This is a genomic window from Fusobacterium sp., assembly GCF_019012925.1.
Classification (GTDB): Bacteria; Fusobacteriota; Fusobacteriia; order Fusobacteriales; family Fusobacteriaceae; genus Fusobacterium_A.
Genome location: NZ_JAGIRL010000054.1, coordinates 40,610 through 62,036, shown reverse-complemented (window position 1 = coordinate 62,036; position 21,427 = coordinate 40,610). Strand labels below are relative to the sequence as shown.

The window sequence follows — 21,427 nt, the reverse complement described above, 5'->3', positions numbered from 1 at the left end:
GGACAGAAATTTTTTAATTACAAACATTTTAAAACAAAAAAGGAGTGAATATTATGTATAAATACAGTCAAAGAAGTTTAAAAAGATTAGAGGGGTTACATCCCAAGTTAAAAGAGTTTGCTATGGAGTTAATAAAAGTAACTCCTCACGATATTTCTATAACTTGTGGAATTAGAACAGCAGAAGAACAAAATAAATTATATCAACAAGGAAGAACTATTCCAGGGAAAATTATAACTAAATGTGATGGTTATAAAATTAAATCTAAGCATCAAGTAAAAACTGATGGATTAGGATATGCTTTTGATATAGCTGTCATAATTAATAATAAAGCCAACTGGGATAAAAGAATATTTAAAGAAGTAGCTGATTCAGCTAGAGAATTGATGAAACAATATAATATAGAATGGGGAGGAGATTGGAAAAATTTCAGTGATTATCCTCATTTTCAATTGATATTAAAATAGGGGTGAGAAATATGAATATAGTAGCTATTATTGGAGGTGTAACAAATAAATTGATTGACTTATTTTCTAAAAAATCTAAAAATGGAGAAAAACAACAAGATATAGAAGTTAAAAAGTTAGATCTATTCAATAAAGTTATTGCAATTATTATGTTAGGAGTATTCTTAATGTGTGTGCTAGCTTCAATATTTCCAAAGCTTTCTATAACGGAGTGGTGGTTTAATATTTTTGAAAGAATGATAAATTATCTATTCACAAACTAAAGGGAGGATTACATAATGACATTAACAGAAGTAATAGAATTATTTATTGATGTAGGAACACTCCTTATCAATAAGATAGTATTGGGTATTGGAGCTATCATTTCTTTTATTTTCCTACTAACAGGTGGAGAAGATAAAATGATGAGTTGTTTAGTAGTTTTAATGACTGTTGATTATATAACAGGAGTAGCAAAAGCTTTCATAATTGAAAAGGTAAATAGTAAGGCTGGATTTAAAGGTTTACTAAAAAAAATGGTTATGATTGGAGTAGTTGTATTAGCATATCAGATAGATTTATTATTTGAGGGAAAGTTTGCCATTAAGAGCTTAACAATAGGAATTTTACTAAGTAATGAGGGGCTTTCTATTTTGGAAAATGCAAGTATTTGTGGAGTTCCTATCCCTGAAAAGTTAAAGAATATGCTTGAACAATATAGAGATAGTAAAAATAGAGGAAGTTAAATTTCCTCTATTTTAAAATAAGTTACCTATTCCTCTCTACTCCAATTTATGATATAATTAGTATAATATAAAGGAGTGATTTATTAATGACAAGAGAAGATAAAATAAAAAACAAGTGGATCGGACCTCACGTATCTACAACAGGTGGAGTATTTAATGCTCCGATCAATGCTAATAAAATTGGAGCTAGAGCTTTTGCTTTATTTACTAAAAATCAAAGACGTTGGGAAGCTAAACCTCTTAGTGAAGATGATATAAATGAATTTAAGAATAATTTACTAAAATATGGATATTCTCCAGAATATATCCTACCACATGATAGTTATTTAATCAATTTAGGAGCAGAGGATATGGAGAAGAGAGAAAAATCTTTAAATGCTTTTATAGATGAGATCAAAAGATGTGAACAGCTTGGTTTAAAATACTTAAACACTCACCCTGGAAGTCATTTAAATGAAATCAGTGAAGAAAAGTGTATTGATAATATAGCTGATTCTATTAATAAAGCTTTGGCTGTTACTAAAAATGTTACTGTTGTATTGGAAAATACAGCTGGACAAGGATCAAATATGGGATATGATTTTTCTCATCTTGGTAAAATTATAGAAAAAATAGATGATAAAAGTAGAATAGGTGTTTGTTTAGATACTTGCCATACTTTAGCTGGAGGATATGAATTAAAAGATCTTGCTGGTTATGAAAAGACTATGGAAGAGTTTGAAAAGTGTGTAGGCTTTAAATATCTTAAAGGAATTCATTTAAATGATTCTAAGTTTGATACAGGAAGTAAAAAGGATAGACATGATAGTATTGGAAAGGGATTTTTAGGAGAGGAATTTTTTATTAGATTTATGAATGATCCTAGATTTGATAATATTCCAATAATATTAGAAACTATTGATGATACTATTTGGGAAGAGGAGATTAAATACCTATATAGTCTTATTAAATAATTAATTATAAAAAGAAGTTGGTTATATAGCTAATCAACTTCTTTTTTTATATATTTTAAAATTTAATTTTTTCCAAAAGTTCCAAAATTTTTTTCTCCTCTATTGTTTTTCCAATATTGAATTTAAGTTCTAACTCCCTTCTTATTCTCTCTTGAAACTCCTTCTCTATTCTTTCTGTCTCTTCTATCCTCATTTTTTTTATCTCTTCTACTCTTTGACAAAATAATTTATAACCCTCTTCATCAAATATAAGCTTATCTTTGACAAAATTTTTCATTATAGGGTAGATATTTGATATGAGTATTTTCTCTTCTTCTGAGATATTTTTTAACTCTTTTAATCCATTTAAATAAAGGTTATAGTCTATATAACCAGTCAATCCATCATCTCCATTATAGTTATATAAGACACTATTAATAAATTTATATAGTGGTAAAACCTCCTTTGCTCCCTTCATATCACTATACATTTTTTCTTTTATGGAATTTATAAGTTCTAGGTTTTCACTTAGATAATCCACATTTTCATTGTTTTTATTTCTCTTTAAATGGTTAATCTCTTCAAATATCTCAACTTTATCTCCCCACTCCTTTGTAAAGATACTTTTGAATATATTTTGATATAATTTATTTTGTATCTCCTCTTCTTGTTCATATTGATATATGTATGTATTGAGAGTAGGTCTAGATATCTCTAAAATATCGGCTAATTCTTTTAAGGTTATTTTATATTTTTTTAAAAAATTCTTTATCTCCATAATATAAATAGTATCATTTTTTACAAAAAAAATCAATTTTATATTTTTTTACATTTTACTTTACATTTTTACAAAAATATGTTATATTATATTTGAAAATAAATGTGAGGTGATAGTAATGAAAAAAACTGTTATGGAATGGTTAGGAGAAGTTAAATTATACAATAAAAAGATAGCTAAAAAAGAGTTTGAATTAGAGAATACAGATCTTTTTTATGCTGATACTAATATTAGATATGATAAAGAAAAAGCTAAAAAATATTTAGAGGAAACAAATGCACTTTATCAAAGTTATAAGCAACTTGTTGCTAATAGAAATAAGATAAGACAAGCTATCTTACAATTTAATGCTTGTACTTTCATTGAAATTGGAGAGATGAAAATCACTATTGCAGAAGCTTTAGAAAGATTAAAAAACAATGAGAATATTATTATTGATATCTTAGAAGAGAATATTAATAATATGATCTCAAAAGAAGCAGAATTAAAATTGGTGCAAGAAAACGAGGTTAAAGAATTTGAAAAAATGTTATATGGTTCTAATAAATCAATTGGAAATATAGCAATCTCTGAGAAATTAGAAGAGAGAAGAAAATCATATACTCCTGTTATTGAAGAGATTTTTGATCTAAAAAAAGAACTTGAAAAAGAGAAAGAGTTCAAAGATGAGTTTGATCAAAAAATCAATACTTTAATCAATATTTTAAATGTTCAAAATACTCTTGAGATAGAGTTAATATAGTTTAAAATTGGGATAATATATCGAATATTTCTAAAACAACCTATTCAGAAAGATTTTGTAAATTTGTTATCTGAATTATAAAAATAAAAAAAATTTACAACTAAAAACATTTTTATTGAGAAGAGTAAAGAAAAAGAAGGATAAAATCTGTAAATATAATAGTAAATCCAAAGAGATTAAGTCTTTAGTTTTTAGCTTTTAGTCTTTAGAATTTAGTTTTTAGAGTTTAGAGTCAAGTTTTAAGAATAGAATATAGTGTTAAGATTTTATAAAATCTAGGACAATAGTAGGATAAGATAAGTTTGTTCTTTGAAAAGCTACCTAGCTGATATATTATCCCATTATAAAAGCGATGCCTTTTGACATCGCTTTTTTATATATTACCTATCAATTTTTTTATTGCTCTTTTCAACTCTTTGCTTTCTTCTATCTTCTTTATCTTGCTCAATAGCCAATTCAGTTCCTTTTCCTCAATAGATAAAAGTGTTTTTATATGTAGTTCCAACAGCTCTACCTCTTGAGGTAAAAGCAGTTTCCTAGTTGATTGATTTATCTCCCCTACACTACCTTTCCCTTCTAAAAATGAGATAACTTTATTCCAATTTCCATATAAATCTATCTTTCTTAATAACATTATAGATCTATAATCCAACTGAGGTATTTCAGTATAGCCCTTTCTTTTTAAATATGTTTTTACCTCATCATCTCTATAGGTTAAAAGAAGTACCTCTCCTGCTTTTTTGGCATTCATTATTTTAGGAAGCTTACTATCCTTTCCCTTGCTTCTAAGATATTTAGAAAGTGGAATTAGATTTACAGTATCAAAAAACTCCATAAAAAACTCATTATTTGTATATCCATCAGGAATAACTCCCTGTTCAATTGTTTCAATCATACTATCTATTTTTTTAAAATCTACCATAATACTGCTCCTTTGTTATGTTATTAATCTATTATAACATTTACTATATTAAAAGTAAATTTGAAACTTATCTAAATATATGATAGTATAGATGTAGTAACATATATTGGAGGTAATAATGAGATTAGATAAATTTTTAACAGAGTGTGGAATTGGAAGTAGAAGAGAAGTTAAAAAAATCCTAGACAGTAATAGAGTTAAAGTTAATGGAATTATAGTTAAAAATCCACAAAGTAATATAAAAGAGAGTATAGATAAAGTAGAGTTAGATTCAAGAATATTAGAGTACAAAGAGTTTAGATATTATATAATGTATAAAAGAGCTGGATATATAACAGCAACTGAAGATCCAAAAGAGAAAACAGTTATGGAGTTACTACCTGAGTGGGTAATAAAAAAAGATCTAGCTCCTGTAGGAAGATTGGATAAAGATACAGAAGGATTACTACTTTTTACCAATGATGGAAAATTATCTCACTCTCTACTTTCTCCAAAAAAACATGTAGATAAAACTTATTATGCAAAACTAGAAAATATAATAAATCAAGAAGATATAAAAAAATTGGAATCAGGAGTTGATATTGGAGGATATATTACTAAACCTGCCCAAGCTAAAATCATCTCTGACAAAGAGATTGAACTAACAATTTCAGAAGGGAAGTTTCATCAAGTAAAAAAAATGTTAGAAGCTGTAGATAATAAAGTTATTTATCTAAAAAGATTAAGTTTTGGAAATTTAAAATTAGAAGGTATGGAGCTAGGTGAGGTAAAAGAGATTTCTATTGAAGAAATTTTAAAATAACTTATTTTTTATAAAATTGAGCCATAGTTTATATCAGAAAGTTTAATTTCTTTTGTTATTTGATAGTATTTTATAAAAAATATATTAGGACTTTTAGGAGAAAAAATGGATATCATTAAAAGAGGAGAAACTAGATTAGATACTCCAAGAAGAAAAAAAAGAGAAAAAGAGAATAGAAAAAGTATTTTTGAAATTTATCGTTCTGAAAAAACTATAAAAGATTATCTTTTTTATTTAAAAGATTTTTTAGAATATATTTATGAAGGGGAAAATATAAGAGCTGATGAACTGATAGACCTAATGAAGGAGATTGAAAAACAAGATGTAGAAGATTATCTTACTCATCTAATTGAGGATAGAAAGATGAAAAAAACATCTATTAATAAAATTATATCTGCCTTGAAATCCCTATACAAAGAGCTAGAAAAAAATGGTTACAATAATCCATTTAAGTATGTGGAGTTGTTCAAAGTTTCTAGAAATATAGATAACGTATTAAAACTTTCTGCTGAAGACATAAAAAAAATTATAGGACAATATACTATAAAAGGAGAAAAGGAGTATAGAAACCTAACTATATTATACACTCTTTTTTATACAGGTATGAGAAGTTCTGAACTTATTAATTTAAAATTTAAACATCTACTAAACAGAGAAGGAAATTACTTTATAAAACTAGAACAAACAAAAAGTGGAAAAGAACAGTATAAATCTATTTATCCAACTCTAGTTGAAAAACTTTTAGAATATAAACAATATAAGCAACAGATATATAACATCAGTAATGAAGAGATTGAAGATATTTTTATATTCAATAGTTCTGCTGAGAAAAATACAAAATTAGCTTACAGAACCCTATATGATATAATTCAAAATTTTGGTAAATTGATAGGTAAGGATATTAGCCCTCACAATGTTCGTCACGCAGTAGCGACTGAACTTTCTTTAAATGGAGCTGACATTTTAGAAATTAGAGATTTTTTAGGACACGCAGATACAAGAGTAACAGAAGTATATATAAATGCTAAGTCAGTATTAGAAAAAAGAGTTTTAGAAAAGCTTCCAGATTTAGAAAAAATATAGTCATATAATTTTAAATATAAAATTATAATAATTATTTATATTAAGATTTATAATTATATTCATTATAATACTTCATAATTATAACGTTTTTAAACAATTTATTAGGAGATTACATTTTAATAATTATATAAATAAAAATTATTTTAATAATCAAACCACATATAATTAACATTATATGTGGTTTGATTAATTTATGCATAAGAATAAAAATTATTTAGAATAATTTTTATGATTCTATCAATTTATTTTGATACTAAAAGTGAAGACTTCAACAAATAGAATTAAATATTTTAATACTCGATTCCTTTAGCTATTACCTTTTTAAGATTTAAATGTTTATCTAAGAAGACTATATCTGCAAAGTAATTTGGCTGAAGTTTTCCGTATTTATCATCTATTTTAACAGCTTTAGCTGGATATAGAGTAGCCATTCTTATAGCCTCTTCCAAAGTAATATCACAATGTTTTACTAAGTTTCTAACTCCTGCATCCATAGTTAAAGCTGAACCACCTAATGTTCCATCTTCTCCAAAACATTTTCCATCTTTATAATATACTTTATTTCCTTCAAAATAGAAGTATTCCATATCTGTTCCTACAGGAGATACAGCATCTGTTACAAGATACAATCTTTCCCCCATCACTTTAATAGCAGATTTTATTGCAGAGTAATGACAATGGAATCCATCAACAATTATTCCAGCACATATATCACTATCAAATACTGCTCCTACAGCTCCAGGATTTCTATGGTTAAATGATGACATCCCGTTATATAGATGTGTTGCTAATGTTATACCGTATCCTTCTTTTTCCTTCAACTCTTCATAAGTTCCATTTGTATGACCAAGAGCTACTCCAATTCCAGCACTATGTAATTTTGATATAATTTTACCATCTGTTTTTTCTGGTGCTAAAGTTATTATTCTTACATTCTCTTTTCCACTTTCAATTATTCTATCAATAATAGCCTCATCAGCTTTTCTAATGTATTTAGGATTGTGTATTCCTTTTTTCTCAACACTTATATATGGTCCCTCTATATGTAATCCTAACACTCCATACTTTTCTTTATCTATCCCCTCTACAAGAGATATAGCTTTTAAGATATTTTCATCTGAAGTTGTAATAAGTGTAGGAGTAAAAGATGTACAACCATATTTTAAATTAGTTTTATACATTGTTTCTAGAGTTTTTTCACTTATATCATCATTAAATAGAACTCCACCACAACCATTCAATTGAAGATCTATAAACCCTGGAACAACATAATTGTTCTCTGCATCAATAATTTCTATTCCATCTTTTGAAAAATCAACTTCATTTATTATATCAACTATTCTATCATTTTCAAAAATTAGAACTTTCCCTTTATAAAATCTATTCCCTATAAATAATTCTCCATTTATTATTGCTTTTCTCACAAGACCTCCTATTATATAAAAGGAGTCACATAACTGCGACCCCTAATATTACTCTCTAATTATTTATTCTCTTCGTATAATTCTTTTAATAATCTTTCTGAGTCTAAGTTATTTTTTTCAATATCTTTAAAATATCTGTATGTACTTACTTTTAACTCTGCACAAGCTGCTTCATCAGAAACAATTATTCCACTTCTATGTAGTTGAAGAGCAGATATAGTCCACATATGATTTACTCCTTCTTCAATTCCATAGTGTAAAGCTCTAGATTTATTAGCTCCTGTTACCATAATTAATATCTCTTTAGCATCTAATATTGTTCCTACTCCAACAGTTAAAGCTAATTTAGGAACTTTATTTACATCTCCACCAAAGAATCTAGAGTTAGCTATTATTGTATCCATAGTTAATTCTTTATCTCTAGTTCTTGAAGAAAGAGAAGATCCTGGCTCATTAAAAGCTATATGTCCATCTGGTCCAATTCCTCCTAAGAATAGGTGAATTCCTCCATATGATTTTATTTTTTCTTCATATCTTTCACACTCTGCTTGATAATCTTCAGCCATTCCATCTAATATATTTATATTTTCCTTTGGAATGTTAATATGATCGAAGAAGTTATGGTGCATATAGTAATGGTAGCTTTGATCATTGTCTGGTGTTAATCCTACATATTCATCCATATTAAAAGTAACTACATTTTCAAATGAAACTATGCCATCTTTATTTAATTGTATTAATCTTTTATACATTTCTAATGGTGTTCCACCTGTAGGTAATCCTAATACAAATGGTCTATCTTTTGTTGGTTTAAATTCGTTGATTTTTCTTGCTACATATACAGCAGCCCAATCTCCTACATTTTTATCAGTTATAACTACTCTCATCTTTTTCCTCCTAATATATTTATTTTATTTTAAATCCTTGAACTAATTCAATAGCATCAAAGATATAATTTTGCATCTTTTTATTCTCCAACATCAATTTAACATATAACATATCTATTATTGTTAATTGTGATATTCTCGGTGTCAATGCTGTTGATCTAAAATTACTTTTCATCTCTACAGTATTAAGTTTTATATCTGCTAACTCTCTAATTGGATTAGGAGCTATACTAGTCATAGCTATAATTTTTATATTTTTTTCTTTTGCTACCTTAGCTATATTATACATTTCCAATGTTTTTCCACTATGAGAGATTATAAATAAAACATCATTTTCTGTCATTGTAGCTAAACAACTTAGTTGCATATGAGTATCTGTTTCAATGACTGCTGGTTTTCCTAATTCTAACAGCTTGTAATAAAAATCTTTAGCTGCTATACCTGAAAATCCAACTCCTGTTAACATTATTTTTTTAGCTTTTCCCAGAGCTATAACAGCTCTCTCAAGCTCCTCAAAATCAGTTACTTCACAAGTATTATTAATAGCTATTGCATTTGCATTTGCTATTTTTCTTCCAATTATTTCAAAACTATCATCATTTTTTATATCCTCATGTATAATACTAATATGAGATTCTGCTTTTCTATTACCTAAATCTTGACTTAAGGCTAATTTAAAATCAGGAAACCCTTTAAATCCAATTCTTTTAGCAAATCTTACAACAGTAGCCTGACTAGTATTAGTCTTTTCCGCTATCTCATAAGTATTTAGATCCTTTATCTCTTCAGGTTTTTCTAAAACGTAATCTGCAACTTTCTTTTCTCCTGCAGAAAGATCATTTTGAATATTACTTATCTTAATGAGTACTCCCATTCTTACCCCCTCTCTATTTTATATTTACCTTGAACAACATCTTCCTCTTTCATCAGTTTATCAATACTGTTTAATACATCTCTTTTATTTAGACTCCAAAGAGGACCAATCAGATTATTTCTATCTCCATCACCCGTCACTCTATGTATGACTATATTATACGATAAATTTGCCAAAATTTTAACTATTTTTTTCACATATTCATCTTTTTTTTGCAATTTTAATTCATTTCTATTATAAATCTCTTCTAACATAGTATTTTTTATTACATGTAAGAGATGAATTTTAACTCCCCAAGTCCCACATTTTTCTGCAAATATTGCTGTATTTAGTGGATCATCTTCATTTTCATAAGGAAGTCCAACTATTATATGAGTTACAAATTTTATATTTCTTTTATTTAATTCTTCAGTAGCCTTAACATATGTTTCTAAGAGATATTTTCTATTAATTTTTTTAGCTACATCTTCATTTATAGTCTGTAGCCCTAGTTCTATCCAAATAAAATGCTTCTTATTTAATTCATCCAAAAGATTTAGAACATCTTCTCCTAAACAATCAGGTCTTGTTCCTATGGCAAGTCCTATTACTCTAGGGTGTGACAAGGCTTTTGTATATATCTCTCTCAAATACTCCACATCTGCATATGTATTAGTAAAATTTTGAAAATAAGCTATTACTTCTCCATCTGGAAATTTTTTCTCTATGAGTTTTAATTGATCCTCTATTTGATTATAGATATCATCTCCTCTTTTTCCAGCAAACTCTCCACTACCTCTTTCACTACAAAAGATACAGCCTCTTTTACTTAAAGTCCCATCTCTATTTGGACAAGTAAATCCACCATCTAAAGATACTTTATAAATTTTTTTCCCAAAAGTTGTTTTAAAATAATCATTTAATGTATTATATCTTTTCATCTATTAATCCTTCTATTTTTTATTATATTATACCATAAAAATCCATATTTAATTCTCTATATTTATTGTAATTTTTCCATTTCTATATATTGGGACAATATCATACTTATCCATAGAAAGACAATATTTCAAATCCTCTATAAATCCTAATCTTTTTAGATATTCATAGTGTTTTGTTCCCTCTAATGTATCACAAACTTCCTTTGAATTCTCAGCTATTTTTCTCAAAGCTATTGCCATATCAGAAAGTTCAACCTTCTTGACTTTCTCAACTCTTTTAACTATCTCTCCAGCACACAAGGCATCATCTAAGGAGAAATTATCATCTGTTCCTGAACAAATTATGACTACATCCTTTTCATCTTTTATAATCTGTTTAACAACACCCTCTATATTTAAAAAAGCAGCAATATATACTCTCTCTGCTCCAATACAACTTTCGATTGCCCTCGTTCCATTACTAGTAGTCATATACATATTCCTATCCTCTATCAGTTCTCTTTTATACTCAAGAGGAGAGTTCCCACAATGAAATCCATCTATTTTTAATCCTTTTCTCTCTCCACAAAGTAGTGGATTGATATCTAGTTTAGAATTTTCTAAAACACTCTCTATATCTCTATATGGGTATATTCCCTTCACTCCATTAGCTAAAGCTGTTATCATAACACTTGTAGCTCTAAGCACATCAATAATTATAACAGTTTTCCCCTTAATTTTATCAAAAGTTACATTTCCTGCTGTATCTATAATATCAATTCTCATTTACAACCTCCTTCTAGTACTCATAGATATAATAGCACTCTAAATACTTTCTAGTCAAATAAAAGAGAGAAAATATCAACTCCTAACATCTTCTCTCTTTCCTTTAATATTTATTATTAGTTAAAATATTTTTTTAATAACTTGTCATAAGTTCCATTAGCTTTTATCTCATTTAATCCCTTTTCTAACTTTTCTAATAACTCTTTATCATTTTTTCTAACAGCAATAGCATATTTTTCTTGAGCACTTTCAGCCTCTGCTATTTGAAGTCCTGAGTTTTGTTTTACATAATTTTCAGCAGGTTCAGAGTCTAAAACTACAGCATCTATCTTATCAACTTTTAAAGCCATTATACCAGCATATGCTGCGTTATATCTCTCGATTTTAACTCCTTCCATATCACTTACTATTACATCTCCTGTAAATCCTAACATAACTCCAACTCTTTTTCCTTTTAGATCATCAAATGATTTTATACTGTTATTTCCCTCTTTTACTATAATAACTTGACTAGCAGTATAATAAGGTTGTGTAAAAGATACCATTTTTTGTCTCTCTTCAGTTGCTGTCATTCCAGCTATTACCACATCAACTTTTTTCATCTGTAGAGCTGGTAATAGTCCATCAAAAGCCATATCCTGTATTTTTATATCAGCATCTAATACCTTTCCAATCTCATTCATCATCTCTATATCAAACCCTACTATCTCCCCTTTTTCTAAATACTCAAAAGGAGGAAATTCTGCATTTGTTCCCACGTATATCTTCTCTTTAGCCATAGCTAAACTAGATAAAGATAAAACCATCAATCCCACTAAAACATTTTTTAACATTTTTTTCATAATAAACACTCTCCTTACTATTTGTTTAAAACTTTATTTAAAAACTCTTTTGTTCTATTATGTTTTGGATTAGAGAATAGTTCATTAGGAGTAGTATCTTCTAAAATTATTCCCCCATCCATAAAGAAAACTCTGTTAGCTACATTTTTAGCAAATCCCATTTCATGTGTTACTATTAACATAGTCATTCCCTCTTTAGCTAGATCTCTCATTACATCCAATACCTCTTTTATCATCTCAGGATCAAGAGCAGAAGTAGGTTCATCAAATAACATAATCTCTGGCTCCATTGCTAAAGCTCTAGCTATTGCTATTCTTTGCTTTTGCCCTCCAGATAATTGGTTTGGATAGACATTAGCTTTATCTTTAAGTCCAACTTTTTCAAGTAGTACAATGGCTTTCTTTTCAGCTACCTCTTGTGATATATTTTTTAACTTCATTGGAGCTAGAGTTAAATTTTCCATAACTGTTTTATGTGGAAATAAGTTAAAATGCTGAAACACCATACCTACATTTTGACGAATTACATTTATATCAACTTCATCTGACATAATATCTTGATCTTTGATATAGATATGTCCCTTAGTTGGTTCTTCTAACTTATTTATACATCTCAAGAATGTTGATTTTCCACTTCCTGAAGGTCCTATTATAGCTATAATATCCCCTTTATTTACCTGTGCATCTATCCCTTTTAGTACATTTAATTCTTCATAACTTTTAAAAAGTTTTTCTATCTTAATCACTTACTTTCAACCCCTTTTCTACTTTTCTCATAAATCTTGTAAACATAGCTGTCATTACTAAATATATTAATCCAACTGCTAATAATGGTTCAACTCCTCTATAAGTTTGACTTGTAATTATATTAGCTGAACGAAGTAGGTCAACTCCACCTATAAAACCTACTATAGAAGTCTCTTTTAAAAGTGTTATAAACTCACTTACAAGAGCTGGTAGTATCTTCTTAATAGCTTGAGGTACTACAATCTCTTTCATTGCTTGTCCATAGTTCATTCCTAAGGCTCTTGCTGCCTCCATCTGTCCTTTATCTAGTCCCTCTATTCCTGCTCTAATTATCTCTGCAACATAAGCTCCAGAGTTAATTCCAAATGATATTGCTGCAATCACAAGTATTGGTGTATCTCTTAAACTTCCAACAAATATTAGATTTGCAAGTATCATTAATTGTACTACTGCTGGTGTTCCTCTTATTAAATCTACATAAACAAATGCTATTTTAGATAAAGGATTAAATTTTTTCCAGCTCTTAGTATGTTTAAATGGATAAAAATGTGAAAGTTGTAACAAGGCTATAAATATTCCTAAAGCTATTCCAATAATAGCTGCCAAAGCTGTTGTTCCAACTGAGAATGCTAGTCCATCCAAGATGTACTTATATCTCTCCCCTCCAATAAAAATCTCTTTTAACAGTATTAAGTATTCCATTGTTCCTCCTTAAATATATTATATAAATTTATTTTTTTATAAAAAAAATACAGACATGAAAATGTCTGTATTACATACTAAAATAAAACCTAACTTCAAATACTTAATAAATATTTAAAAGTCATCAACTCTATGCTCATAAAGATATATCTCAATATCTCTAATCTTTTCAAGAAGATAAATGTAATTCAGTCAATTTCAAAGACAAGGTAACTATATTATTTTGTTGTTTATTTTTCCTTATCCTTAAATTCCTTAACATTTACTCTTCCTCCTTTTGTTTTAATTTTCTTGATTATACTCTAATTTTTTTTAATTGTCAATATTTTTTTTGTTATATTCTTCCAAAGCTCTTCTTAGAACTATCATTGCATTCTCTATATCATCAATATTCGTACAGAATGAGAATCTTACCTCTTGTTCTCCTCTTCCCTCTGTTTGATAGAATCCTGGCCCTGGTGCTATAAGAATAGTTTTACCATCATAGGAATAGTCAGTCAATAACCATTTAGCAAACTTCTCTGCATTATCAATAGGAAGTTTAGCAAAAATATAGAAAGCTCCCTCAGGTTTTGAACACACTACACCTGGAATTTTTTGTAAATATCCAAATAGAAGATCTCTCCTACTCTTGTATTTTAACTTAACATCTTCCAAGTAACTATCCATTGTATTAATAAGATTTGCAGCAGCATGTTGTTCTATAGTTGAAACACAAAGTCTAGCTTGACAAAACTTCAAAATATAGTTCATAAGCTCATGGTTTTTACTAGCAATAAGTCCAATTCTCGCTCCACAAGCACTATAATGTTTTGAAATACTATCAACAAGTATAACTCTATCCTTTAGATCATCCATCTTCATAATTGAAGTATAATCTATATTATCATAGACAAACTGCCTATAAACTTCATCAGCTATTATATATAAATTATGTTTTTTAGCTATCTCTCCTATCATTAGAATCTCTTCTTTTGTATACACAGTTCCTGTTGGATTGACTGGATTAGAAAACATAATTGCTCTTGTTTTTGGTGTTATTAATTTTTCAATCTCCTCTTGAGTTGGCAAATGAAAACTATTCTCTATTGTTGTAGGTATAGCTCTAACCTTTGCTCCTGCAAATGTAGAAAAACTTGAATAGTTAGAGTAAAAAGGCTCAGGTATTAATACCTCATCTCCCTCATTACAAATAGCCATTAAAACAAATAATATAGCTTCACTTCCCCCCTGAGTTATCAATATATCCTCTTCATCAATGTCTATTCCACTAAGCTTGTAGTTTTTTACAAAACTCTCTCTTAATTTTAGTATCCCCTTTGAATCTGAATATGTAACTATTTTCTCTTTATAATTGTTCAATCCTTCAAAAAAAGAATCTGGAGTAACTATATTAGGTTGTCCTATATTTAGTCTATATACTTTGATTCCTCTTTTCTCTGCTTCGTCAGCAAAAGGAATTAATTTTCTTATTGGAGAAAAATTCATCTCTAAAGCTCTATTTGATATTTTCATAAACATCCCTCTTTCTTAAATATTTTTAATTTATTCATTCATTCTATCATATCTTAAAAAAAAATTCAAAATATTTATTATAAATTCATAATATTTTCATAAAAAAATACACTTAAAACTTTCAAATTAAGTTTCAAGTGTATTAAATACTTAACTATTTATTATATACATCTTCATCTAACATATGCTCACTCTTAGCTACATATATACTTGCAGCACTATCTCCAATTACATTTAGAGAAGTTACTAACATCTCAATTGGTCTATTAATAGCAAGTATCAATGAGTATGTCAATATAGCAGTATCATTTACATATCCAAGTCCTGATAAGATTGTAAATAACACTATTGCTCCTGCCCCTGGTGCAGCAGGTGTTCCAACTGAAGCTATAAGAGCTAAAATTCCAATAATAAATATATTTGATAGCCCTAGATCATATCCAGCTGTAGTTGCTACGAAAACAGCTGCAATAACTTGCATTATAGCTGTTCCATTCATATTTGTTGTCATTCCTAAAGGAAGAACGAAAGAGGCAATATCGCTATTTACTCCTAATTCCTCTACTGTTGTTTTCTTATTTAATGGTAATGTAGCAGCACTTGAAGATGTTGAGAATCCAAATAAAGCTACTTTTGCTGCTTTTTTTACAAAAGGTAATGGATTTAATTTAGTAGAAACTGCTATTAATATTGAATATCCGAATATAAGGAATAAAAATAGTGTAATAGTTGTAGATACAACGTATATTAAAGCAGGTTTTAAGTGCTCTACTCCATATGCAGCAAATGTTCTTGTCAATAGTACAAATATTGCTATTGGTCCAAAAACATTGATAACAAATGTTAAAAATTTAATTACAATATCATTTATCTCTTGTAAAAACCCTTTTACATACTTAGAATTCTCTCCTAGAGAGTTTATACATAATCCAGTAGAAACTGCCAAGAAAACAGTTGCTAGAACTCCACCATTTTGAGAAAAGGCAGCAAATATATTGTTTGGAACCATTTGAATTAACATAAGTAGTGGATTACTTCCAGTTTTACCAGCTACAACATTTACTCCTGACTCTATGTGGATATTAAATGCCCCTGATAGATTTAAAGCCATTCCTACAAATCCAGCTAAGATTAAAGCAAATACAGATGAAACTAAGAAGAATCCCAATGTTTTATATGAAATACGTCCCAATTTTCTAGTGTCACTTATATGACATATTGCAAGTGTTATTGAAGTATATACCATTGGTATAATCACAAGTTGTAACGAATTTATAAAAAGTTGTCCCACTATGTAGAAAAGTCCTAAAGCTTTTTCTCCACCCTTAGCACTAATGTCTTGGAATAGTAAAAAGTTTATAAATTTCCAAGTTGGACTATTTACTCCCAATCTCTCTCTTAAAAAAATACATAAAAATCCAGCAAGTATACCTAACACCAAAGCTATACTCATCTTAATAGCAAGTGTATTAGTATTTTTTTTCATTATCATTTCCTCCTAATATTATAATATTTTAAAAACTTCTAACAGTTATTATAAGATAAATTAGGAGTTATGTCAAAGATTTTTTTCACAAAATTGACACATTATTTAGCTAATGAAAATAATTTTTGAGTATATTCATTTGTTATAGTAATTTCATCAGAATTTTTAATTCTTTCTACTATCTCTCCCCTATATATCACTAAAATTGAATCACAGAGAGATTCGATAACTTCTAAATTATGTGAAATTATTAAATAGGATATATTTTTTTCAACCTTTATCTTTTTTAAGAGATTTAGAATTTGGATTTGAGTAGATTTATCTAAGCTACTTGTAGGCTCATCTAAAATTAACAATTTAGGTTCTGACAGCAACGCTCTCGCTATACATATTCTCTGTACCTGTCCACCACTAAATTGCTTTGGATATTTTTCTAAACTCTCTTTTTCTAGGCCAACTTCTAATAAAATTTTACTAATTTTATCAATATCTTTTGTAACATCTCCCAAAATATTTTTAATTTTTCTATATGGATTCAGTGCTCCTACACTATTTTGGAATATTATTTGTATCATATTTCTATTATTTTTAAAAATCTCTTTATTCAAAAGCTTATTATATAGATATATCTCTCCTCTATCTTGTTTTTCTAGTCCTACAAGCACCTTGGCCAAAGTAGTTTTACCATTTCCACTCTCACCTATTATTCCAATACTACTATCCTCTAAGATTTTAAAATTTATATCTTTGAGTACCTCTTTATCTCCATAACTTTTATAAAGATTCTCTACTGATAAAAGTATTTTTTTATCTAATTTCTCTAAATTTAAATCATTTTTTAAAAATTTATTATGTAGTAATTTTTTTGTATATTCATTTTTAGGAGAAAAGAGAACCTCATCTTTTCTCCCACATTCTACTATTTCTCCATTTTTCATTACACAGATATCATCAGATAAATCTGAAATAACTTTTAAGTCATGAGATATTATTATCATTGTTTTTTTCTCTTTTTTCTGTATATCATAAAGAAGTTTTAAAATCTCATTTTGTGTAATTGTATCTAAACTGCTAGTAAATTCATCAGCTATTATAAGTTTACTTTCCATAAGTAGAGCAAAAGCAATATTTATTCTCTGCAACATTCCTCCACTCAGCTCATAAGGATATAAATTTAAAACTATTTCAGGATTATTTATCTTTACTCTTTTTAAAATTTTTATAGCCTTACTCTTTTTTTCACTATATGAAATATTTCCCATTAATTCATATAAATGGCTTTTTATCTTCATTAAAGGATTGAAAGCAGAATTAAAATCTTGTGGGATTAAAGCTACTTTATCAATATTTAATTCTAATTTTCCCTCTATACTCCACTTCTTATCAAGAATATTTAGTATACTAGAAATCAATGTCGTTTTTCCACTTCCACTTTTTCCAACAATTCCTAAAACCCGTCCCTCTTCTAATATTAAATTTATTGAGTTAAGTATTTTATTCTCTTTTATACATACAGATAAATTTTCTATTTTTAATATTTCCATATCTAATCCTTAATTATTTCATATTGGTTTTTTATCTCATTTCCTAATAAATTCACAGATATTACCATTATAAATATTACTATACCTGGTCCTATCATCAATTCAGGTCTACTATATATATAATCCTTTCCTTCATTTATCATCATTCCAAGTTCTGAATATGGAGCTCTTACTCCAAAACCTAAAAAAGAATAACCAGCTAAGCTAAGAATAACACCAGCAAAACTATTAAAAGCTACTATCATAATTTGTGGAGTTATGTTAGGAATCAAATCCTCTTTTAAAATTCTCCATTTAGACTTATTTAAAAGAGTACTCATTATAATAAATTCTGAACTCATAAGTTCTTTTGTCAAGTTTCTTGAAATTCTAGAATAATTTGTCCAAGAAACTAAAAGGAGAGATAGACCCAAACTAAAAGCACTACTCCCCATTATATTTACAATCAAAAGAACAATTATTATACTTGGAAATGAATCAAAGATATCTGTAATTCTAATTATGATATTCTCTATTCTCCTATTACAATTTCCAGCAATAACTCCTAAACACATTCCTAATAATGCTGATAATATAGTTACAATCAAGGCTGTTAAAAATGTTACCTGTATTCCCAATATTATTCTTGAAAAAATACATCTCCCTAAATAATCAGTTCCTAAAAAATATTTAAACGAAGGTGATAATAATTTTTTTTGTAAATTAATTTCTATTGGATCATTAGGAGATAAAAATTTACCAAATATAGATATAAACATAAACAAACTAACTATATATCTCATTCCTCTTTCTCCTTCATCCTTGGATTAATCCAATAACAAATTAAACTACTTATCTCTGTTGAGATGATAAAGAGAGTAGAGACTAAAAAAATATATCCTTGTATTATAGGATAATCTCTTCCATCAATAGCTTCTACTATCATCTTTCCTAGTCCTGGCCAAGCAAATATATTCTCAATTATTACAGTTCCACCTAATAAGCTTCCAACCGTTTTTCCAAATGAAGTTATTATAGGAGTTAATGAATTTAATAAAGCATAGTTTATCATTATCCTTTTTTTCTTTACTCCTCTTAATTTTGCATATTTTATAAAATCTTTTTTTAAAACCATCAAAATATTTTCTTTAATCAGTTGTGTATAATATCCTATATATGATAAAGACAAAGTTATTCCAGGTAGTATTATACTATTTTTTGCATAAGCACCTGAAATTGGGAGTAATTTAAATTTTACTCCCAATAAACTAATAAATATATATCCTAACCAAAATTTAGGAAAAGACATTCCTATTAAACTTAACCCCTTTATAATCTTATCAAAAACTGTATTTTGTTTTATAGCTGAAAAAATCCCCAATGGAAAACTTATAAAAATTATTATTCCAATTGAAAAAATCATTAATTTTAACGAATAAATAAATGAAACTTTCATATAATTATATACATCTAAACCACTTATATATGATTTCCCTAAGTTTAAATTAAGAATATTTTTTAGCCAAATATAGTATTGTTTCCATATTGGAATATTTAATCCCATCTCCCGTTCGATATATTTCAAATTATCTTCGGTTAATGGAAGATTAAAGGTATTTAGATAAGCTATTCTAGGATCTCCTGGAATAATTCTTGTCACCATAAAAGCAATACAGGATGTTATAAAAAATAAGATCAATATATTTATTATTTTCTTAAACATTGCTATTTCCTTCTAACATTCTGTAAAGGTATAATTTCTTTTATTGAAGAAAACTCTACTCCTTCTATGTCTTCTCTTGATACTGCCACTACAACAGTAGTTACAAGAGGTACATATATAGCTTGCTCATAAAAACTTTCAACTATATAATCAAAATTACTTTGAAGTTTATCTTTATTAGTCTCCATCAAAGAATCTCTCATAACTTGATGTAATTCTTCACGATTCTCTATTCCCTTTTGAACTATATTAAATTTATCTCCATCACTTATCATAGCGGCCAATGTTGCAAAAGGTTCATAAGATCCACCCCAAGAATTAAACATTATTATATCAAAATCACCTTTAGTCCAATTTTGACGAAATAATTTTGATTCTTCTTGTGATATATTAAGTTTAACTCCCACTTTTTTATACTGTTGCTGTAATATCTCTGCTAAAATTTTTCCGTTTTTTATACTATTGTCTAAACTTAATTTTATTTCTAATATTTCACCATTTTTTTGACGATACTCCCCACTATTATCATATTTCCAACCTGACTCTTCCAATAATTTATTTGCTTTATCTAAATTAAATACATATGAATTTTTCACAGTATTTTTAACATACTCCACATCATTTGTAAAATAGCAATCTGCTGGTTTTCTAATTCCTTTAAAAATCTCCTTAGAGATTGTTTGATTATCAGTAGCATAATTTAAAGCTTGTCTAACTCTTTTATCTCCCAAAATTTTCCCAGCAGTATTTAAACTTAAGCTAGTTACCTGTTTTGGTTCTGAAATTTTAACATTGAATCCCTCTTTTTTTAATTGTTCAATATTTTCCACATTTAAAGAGTCAAAGTTATCATAAATCATATCTATATCTCCAGCTCTTAACATTGCTACACTTGTTCCCATATCTGATACAACATATGTTTTAAAATACTCAAACTTCGGCCTATCTCCCCAATAGTTTTCATTTCTTTTGAAGATTGCAAATTGATTCGCCTCATACTTATCTAAACTCCACATCCCTGTTCCTATAGGAGCTGAAATCTCTTTGGCACTCAGTTGTCCATCTACAAATCCCTTTTCTCCTAAAAATACAAGTGGTCTTGAAAATGTAAGATCTTTTAAAAATGAGTTACATGGATTTTTTAAAACAAATTTAATTGTATAATCATCTATTATCTCTATTTTCTCTATCTCTTTTAAAGATTGTAAAAATGAAAAAGCTTTTTTATTCATAAGTACTTCTTCAAAATTTTTCTTTACAATATTGCTATTAAAATTAGATCCATCACTAAATTTTATATTTTCTCTAAGTTTAAATGTATACTCTTTTCCATCTTCCGAAATTTCCCATTTTTCACTCAATACAGGAGCTATCTCCCCATCCTTCAATGTTACTAATCCTTCATATACCCATCCTTGAGCATAATGTGGACTTGCCATTAAATGAGGATTCAATTCTCCTATATCCTTTGGTATTGTTATTTTCAACATATTTTTTTCTGAGTTTTTCTCTGATCCACACCCTATAATAAAAGAACTTAATATAAGCGACAATAGTATTTTTTTCAT

The 21,427-nt window shown here is 27.8% G+C and carries 23 protein-coding genes; 7 read left to right on the top strand and 16 right to left on the bottom strand.

Annotated elements, in window-relative coordinates; genetic code table 11:
- Positions 1-53 precede the first annotated feature (53 nt).
- The 4 genes from QZ286_RS10270 to nfo all read left to right on the top strand — a co-directional run bounded on the left by QZ286_RS10270 (position 54) and on the right by nfo (position 2,145).
- Positions 54-467, top strand: coding sequence for a M15 family metallopeptidase (locus tag QZ286_RS10270; protein ID WP_291256876.1), 414 nt, complete (start codon positions 54-56; stop codon positions 465-467).
- 11 nt (positions 468-478) lie between these two features.
- Complete coding sequence (locus QZ286_RS10265; protein ID WP_291256875.1) at positions 479-730, top strand: hypothetical protein; 252 nt, start codon at positions 479-481, stop codon at positions 728-730.
- Positions 731-745: 15 nt separating this feature from the next.
- Entirely contained in the window at positions 746-1,192 is a 447-nt protein-coding gene (locus QZ286_RS10260) for a holin family protein (RefSeq protein WP_291256874.1), read from the top strand.
- 86 nt (positions 1,193-1,278) lie between these two features.
- Positions 1,279-2,145 carry a deoxyribonuclease IV gene (gene nfo, locus QZ286_RS10255; protein WP_291256873.1) on the top strand — a complete coding sequence of 289 codons (867 nt, stop codon included), beginning with the start codon at positions 1,279-1,281 and terminating at the stop codon, positions 2,143-2,145.
- A 55-nt stretch (positions 2,146-2,200) separates the two neighbouring features.
- On the opposite strand, the gene QZ286_RS10250 is transcribed toward nfo, so the two are convergent.
- Positions 2,201-2,902 (bottom strand): hypothetical protein, encoded by a 702-nt coding sequence (locus QZ286_RS10250; protein ID WP_291256872.1) that lies wholly within the window; start codon positions 2,900-2,902, stop codon positions 2,201-2,203.
- A gap of 118 nt (positions 2,903-3,020) precedes the next feature.
- Between QZ286_RS10250 and QZ286_RS10245 the strand changes: the two genes are divergently transcribed.
- The gene (locus QZ286_RS10245) at positions 3,021-3,644 is read left to right on the top strand and encodes a hypothetical protein (protein WP_291256871.1); all 624 of its coding nucleotides are present in this window, start codon (positions 3,021-3,023) and stop codon (positions 3,642-3,644) included.
- 373 nt (positions 3,645-4,017) lie between these two features.
- On the opposite strand, the gene QZ286_RS10240 is transcribed toward QZ286_RS10245, so the two are convergent.
- Complete coding sequence (locus QZ286_RS10240; protein WP_291256870.1) at positions 4,018-4,566, bottom strand: hypothetical protein; 549 nt, start codon at positions 4,564-4,566, stop codon at positions 4,018-4,020.
- 118 nt (positions 4,567-4,684) lie between these two features.
- Between QZ286_RS10240 and QZ286_RS10235 the strand changes: the two genes are divergently transcribed.
- Together QZ286_RS10235 and QZ286_RS10230 are read left to right on the top strand one after the other, a co-directional pair.
- A complete protein-coding gene (locus QZ286_RS10235) occupies positions 4,685-5,368 on the top strand; it encodes a pseudouridine synthase (protein WP_291256869.1) in 684 nt (227 codons plus the stop codon).
- A 105-nt stretch (positions 5,369-5,473) separates the two neighbouring features.
- Positions 5,474-6,451: a tyrosine-type recombinase/integrase gene (locus tag QZ286_RS10230; protein WP_291256868.1), complete on the top strand. Its 978-nt coding sequence runs from the start codon at positions 5,474-5,476 to the stop codon at positions 6,449-6,451.
- A gap of 290 nt (positions 6,452-6,741) precedes the next feature.
- Here QZ286_RS10230 and nagA read toward each other — a convergent pair whose 3' ends face one another.
- The 14 genes from nagA to nikA form a co-directional block, all read right to left on the bottom strand.
- The gene (nagA, locus tag QZ286_RS10225; protein ID WP_291256867.1) at positions 6,742-7,875 is read right to left on the bottom strand and encodes an N-acetylglucosamine-6-phosphate deacetylase; all 1,134 of its coding nucleotides are present in this window, start codon (positions 7,873-7,875) and stop codon (positions 6,742-6,744) included.
- 59 nt (positions 7,876-7,934) lie between these two features.
- Entirely contained in the window at positions 7,935-8,762 is an 828-nt protein-coding gene (nagB, locus tag QZ286_RS10220; protein WP_291256866.1) for a glucosamine-6-phosphate deaminase, read from the bottom strand.
- Positions 8,763-8,781: 19 nt separating this feature from the next.
- Positions 8,782-9,636 carry a MurR/RpiR family transcriptional regulator gene (locus tag QZ286_RS10215; RefSeq protein ID WP_291256865.1) on the bottom strand — a complete coding sequence of 285 codons (855 nt, stop codon included), beginning with the start codon at positions 9,634-9,636 and terminating at the stop codon, positions 8,782-8,784.
- A 2-nt stretch (positions 9,637-9,638) separates the two neighbouring features.
- The gene (locus tag QZ286_RS10210) at positions 9,639-10,556 is read right to left on the bottom strand and encodes a TIGR01212 family radical SAM protein (RefSeq protein ID WP_291256864.1); all 918 of its coding nucleotides are present in this window, start codon (positions 10,554-10,556) and stop codon (positions 9,639-9,641) included.
- Between the two features lie 48 nt (positions 10,557-10,604).
- Positions 10,605-11,321: a 2-phosphosulfolactate phosphatase gene (locus tag QZ286_RS10205; protein ID WP_291256863.1), complete on the bottom strand. Its 717-nt coding sequence runs from the start codon at positions 11,319-11,321 to the stop codon at positions 10,605-10,607.
- 116 nt (positions 11,322-11,437) lie between these two features.
- Positions 11,438-12,163, bottom strand: coding sequence for a basic amino acid ABC transporter substrate-binding protein (locus QZ286_RS10200; RefSeq protein ID WP_291256862.1), 726 nt, complete (start codon positions 12,161-12,163; stop codon positions 11,438-11,440).
- Between the two features lie 17 nt (positions 12,164-12,180).
- On the bottom strand, positions 12,181-12,909 hold the full coding sequence (locus QZ286_RS10195; protein WP_291256861.1) for an amino acid ABC transporter ATP-binding protein: 729 nt from the start codon (positions 12,907-12,909) through the stop codon (positions 12,181-12,183).
- The gene (locus QZ286_RS10190; RefSeq protein WP_291256860.1) at positions 12,902-13,612 is read right to left on the bottom strand and encodes an amino acid ABC transporter permease; all 711 of its coding nucleotides are present in this window, start codon (positions 13,610-13,612) and stop codon (positions 12,902-12,904) included. The genes QZ286_RS10195 and QZ286_RS10190 overlap by 8 nt, the downstream gene beginning before the upstream one ends.
- Before the next feature lie 312 nt (positions 13,613-13,924).
- Positions 13,925-15,127: a pyridoxal phosphate-dependent aminotransferase gene (locus QZ286_RS10185; protein ID WP_291256859.1), complete on the bottom strand. Its 1,203-nt coding sequence runs from the start codon at positions 15,125-15,127 to the stop codon at positions 13,925-13,927.
- Positions 15,128-15,281: 154 nt separating this feature from the next.
- Complete coding sequence (locus QZ286_RS10180; protein WP_291256858.1) at positions 15,282-16,613, bottom strand: dicarboxylate/amino acid:cation symporter; 1,332 nt, start codon at positions 16,611-16,613, stop codon at positions 15,282-15,284.
- 101 nt (positions 16,614-16,714) lie between these two features.
- On the bottom strand, positions 16,715-18,157 hold the full coding sequence (locus QZ286_RS10175; protein WP_291256857.1) for an ABC transporter ATP-binding protein: 1,443 nt from the start codon (positions 18,155-18,157) through the stop codon (positions 16,715-16,717).
- A 2-nt stretch (positions 18,158-18,159) separates the two neighbouring features.
- On the bottom strand, positions 18,160-18,939 hold the full coding sequence (locus QZ286_RS10170; protein ID WP_291256856.1) for an ABC transporter permease: 780 nt from the start codon (positions 18,937-18,939) through the stop codon (positions 18,160-18,162).
- Positions 18,936-19,859, bottom strand: coding sequence for an ABC transporter permease (locus tag QZ286_RS10165; protein ID WP_291256855.1), 924 nt, complete (start codon positions 19,857-19,859; stop codon positions 18,936-18,938). Before QZ286_RS10165 ends, QZ286_RS10170 begins: the two co-directional genes overlap by 4 nt.
- Before the next feature lie 2 nt (positions 19,860-19,861).
- Complete coding sequence (gene nikA, locus QZ286_RS10160) at positions 19,862-21,427, bottom strand: nickel ABC transporter substrate-binding protein (RefSeq protein WP_291256854.1); 1,566 nt, start codon at positions 21,425-21,427, stop codon at positions 19,862-19,864.